The sequence below is a fragment of the Mesorhizobium sp. M0018 genome, from assembly GCF_040323955.1.
Lineage (GTDB): Bacteria > Pseudomonadota > Alphaproteobacteria > Rhizobiales > Rhizobiaceae > Mesorhizobium.
Genome location: NZ_JAMYVL010000064.1, coordinates 1 through 3,393, shown reverse-complemented (window position 1 = coordinate 3,393; position 3,393 = coordinate 1). Strand labels below are relative to the sequence as shown.

General features: G+C 62.0%; 1 protein-coding gene. It reads right to left on the bottom strand.

Features of this window, described 5'->3' with window-relative positions; all coding sequences use genetic code 11:
* A partial coding sequence (locus tag NKJ81_RS32345) for an RHS repeat domain-containing protein (RefSeq protein WP_352542960.1) occupies window positions 1–3,393 on the bottom strand: 3,393 nt, incomplete at both ends.

The window sequence follows — 3,393 nt, the reverse complement described above, 5'->3', positions numbered from 1 at the left end:
GGCTGCGCAGCGTCTGGCCGGAGGCATCGCGCACGCTGGTCGTGGTGTGGGTCAGCGTGCCCAGCGTGACGTCCTGGCGCGCGGGTTTGCCGAAGCCGTCATATTTGGTGGCCTGCGTTGCCGCAGGGTTGGTGGAGGTGGTGAGCTGGCCGATATTGTAGAAGCCCGCCGCCGCCTGATCGTAGGTGTTCTGCGTCAGCGTCACCGCACTGCCGCCCGACGGGGTCGCCGTCTTCAGGGTCAGCCGGTCCATCTGGTCGTAGGCCAGGGCGGTGACGGTGCTGCGGGCATCGGTCTGGCTGGTCAGCCGGTTGGCGACGTCATAGACATAGGACCAGCTGCCGAGATCGGGATCCGTTGCAGAAAGCCGGTTGCCGACCATGTCATAGCTGTAGCTCCAGCTCGAGCCGCCCGGATCGCTGACCCCGATCAGCCGGCCAAGCACATCGTAGCTGCGGCCCTCCGTCAGATTAAGCCCGCCGAGATCGCGCACGATCTGCACGACATCGCCGCGCGTCGAGGACACGCTCTTCGACTGGCGTGTGGTGGTCGCATTGACCTGGTCGGTCTGGGTGACCGCGTAAAGCCGCGGATTGGTGCCGGTGCCGCTGTCGAGGCTGTGGGCGAAAATCGTCTGGCTGACGTCGGCATAGACGGTTTTTACCGGCCGGTCGCTCCAGTCGTAGCTGTTGGTCGTCCACTGCGCGGTGTCGCCGACAAAGCGCGGGAAGGCGGTGCGCAGGACATTATTACGCAGATCGTAGTCGGTGTCGGCAATGCGCTTTGCTCCGGCCGCCGTCTCGCCGGGCGTTTCCACCCGATAAACCCGGCCAAGCCCATCATAATAGGAGCGGGTAAAGTCTTCACCGGCGCCATTGGGCAGCGGCGTCAGCTTGGCCAGCGCCTGTGCCGCCGGATTGCCTTCGTTCTCGAAGCGCGTCTTGGCATACGCGCCGGTCACACTTTGCGAGACCTGGTAGGGCCGGCAGAACGGATCGTAGGTGAAGGTCTTGATGAGGCCGTTGAAGTCGGTCTTCGTCGCCGGAAGCCCGCAGACGGCATTGTAGGTGGCGCTCGAGACGAAGCGGGTGTCGGCGCTCTGGCCGCCGGTGGCAAAATAGCGGGGGCTGCGCTGCGTCACCGGATAGAGGTGATAGGTCGCATCATAATCCCACTCGGTCTTGTGGCCGAGCCCGTTGGTCGCCGAGACTTTGTTGCCATAGAGGTCATAAGCAAAAGTCTGGTTCACCTCCTTTTGCGGCGATCCATAATAATCGGAGAAGCTGCGCTTGCGGGTGATGTTGCCCTTGGCCGGCGGCGTGGCATTGGCACCGGCGTTGCCGTCATAATAGCTCTCGTCATAGCCGATATAGGCAAAGCTGGTGTCCAGCCCGGCGCGCACCGTCTGGCTGCTCGGCAGCGAGACGATGTAGGCCGTGGTGTTGGGCGCGAAGCTCGTCACCGTCCAGGTCTCGTCGCCGCTGACGTCGGTGCGGCCATAGTCCTTGATGCTGGCGACGTTGTTGTAGGCGTCGAACGCCCGCTCGACCTTCAGTGTGCGCGCAAGATTCTCGGTCAGCGTCGTGTCGGTCGCAATGTTCTGCACGGTGTATGGCTTGGTTGCGGTATTGACCGCATAGGTCTCGGCCACCTGCTTGTGGACGATGCCGGCGCCGTCCTTCCACAGCGTCAGCGACGGCAGGCCGTAGCTCGCCAGGTCCTGCCGGTAGGTGGTCTCGACCTTCGAGGCCGCCGTCTCGCCATTGGCCAGCGGTTTTGTCTCGACGATCGAGGCAAAGCCCAGAAACTTGCGCGCCGCCGGATCGTATTTGCCGCCGGCATAGGCGTAGGTGCTCACCGCCGTCTGGCCGCGGCCGTCGCCGACCGACAGTTTTGTCACCGCATGCACCACCTGCGGCAGGTAGGTGTTGGCCCAGGTCGATGACGGCGCATACTCCACCGCAACCGTCCCGCCGAGTTCCGTCACGACACTGCGAAGCAGGTTCGGGTTGCCAGCGCCGGGGGCCGAGATGAACATGTGCTTGTCGTAATCGGTGAAGTCCGGCAGGCCGTCGCCGTTGAAGTCGCCTATTAATGTGCCGGCAGTCATTGCCATTGGCAGCGAGAACTGCACCGGTGCAAAAGCTGTCGACGACGATCGAAGCGAGAAAAACCTGACCGTGCCGGTCCCATAGGCCTGAGCGAGGTCATCACCAGCCATCGTGAGGACGTCGACGCGGCCATCATTGTCGAAGTCGCGAAGAACGGCAAACGTCCCCGCCATCGCGGAAACTGAGTACTCCTTGAAGCCGATTCCGGTCGACAGCCATAGTTTGGCGCTGTGATTATTGCCGCCGTAGCGGAAAATGTCTGTCGCGCCGTCGCCGTCCAGATCGGCCAGAACGCAGCTGCTTAGGCCGGCAAGCGCCGAGCAGACGGGGGACAAGGAGGGCTCCGCCAACTCCCATGTGCCGTTCGACAGGACACCCTTTTTTACGTTTCCGCCCAGTAGCCCCACGGCGAACAACGGCTGCTGGTGCCCGTTGCCGAGAAAATCGCCAACACCAATGACCTTGTTCAAATCACCGTTCCCATTGACATTGAGATTGTCGACGCCATCACCGTCAGGATCGGCGACAAATGTCGGGGCGTCAGGACGCGTGGCCAAATTGGTCCCGTACGGCAACGCACTGCAGACGGTTTGATAGCCGGTTGGCGCTGTCGGATTGCAGTCGGATTTGATCATGCCCAGTTGAGCATCGGTCAGAAGAAGCGCGCCTTGGGAGTAATATCCTGGCGGAAGGGGGAACACGCTGCCGCCGGGGCCATTCGTATAGTACACGAAGTCCATCGTGTTCTTGGTTGAGAGGAAGCGGCCGGGATCCGAGAAAAAGATCGGTTTGGGTGGGGGCTGTTGGTTTGGGTCGCTTGGGTCCGGTGGTGGCGGGGACTCCGAGGGCGACTTGATACGCAGAAATACGGTCTTGTTGTCTGCCGGAATTCCGCCAGCACCAAACTTGATGATACGCTTGTAGACGTTGGTCGTTATTGTCTGCCCGGACATCGTCGTTTCGGTATAGTTCCCGAAGACCTCATCGCGGCCGTCAAAGTCAAGGTCGCCGACTTCGTTTGGATTGCTATAGCTCGGCGGCAAAGGGCTGACCTGCGTATGCTCGTAGAGCTGCCCATTAACGGTTGTATAGACCCCATCGGTGTTCTGATAGGTCATCTGGCCGAGCAGCTTTGCGGTGCCGCCGGAGATGGTGCCGTCGATAGCGATGACCGCATCTGTGCCGTAGCGGGTGACGGCGGTCAGGCGCGAGGCGTTGGAGAACGGCGCCTGGTCGTAGGTCAGCTTGTAGGCGCTGCGCAGTGCGCCAGAGACCGTGACGC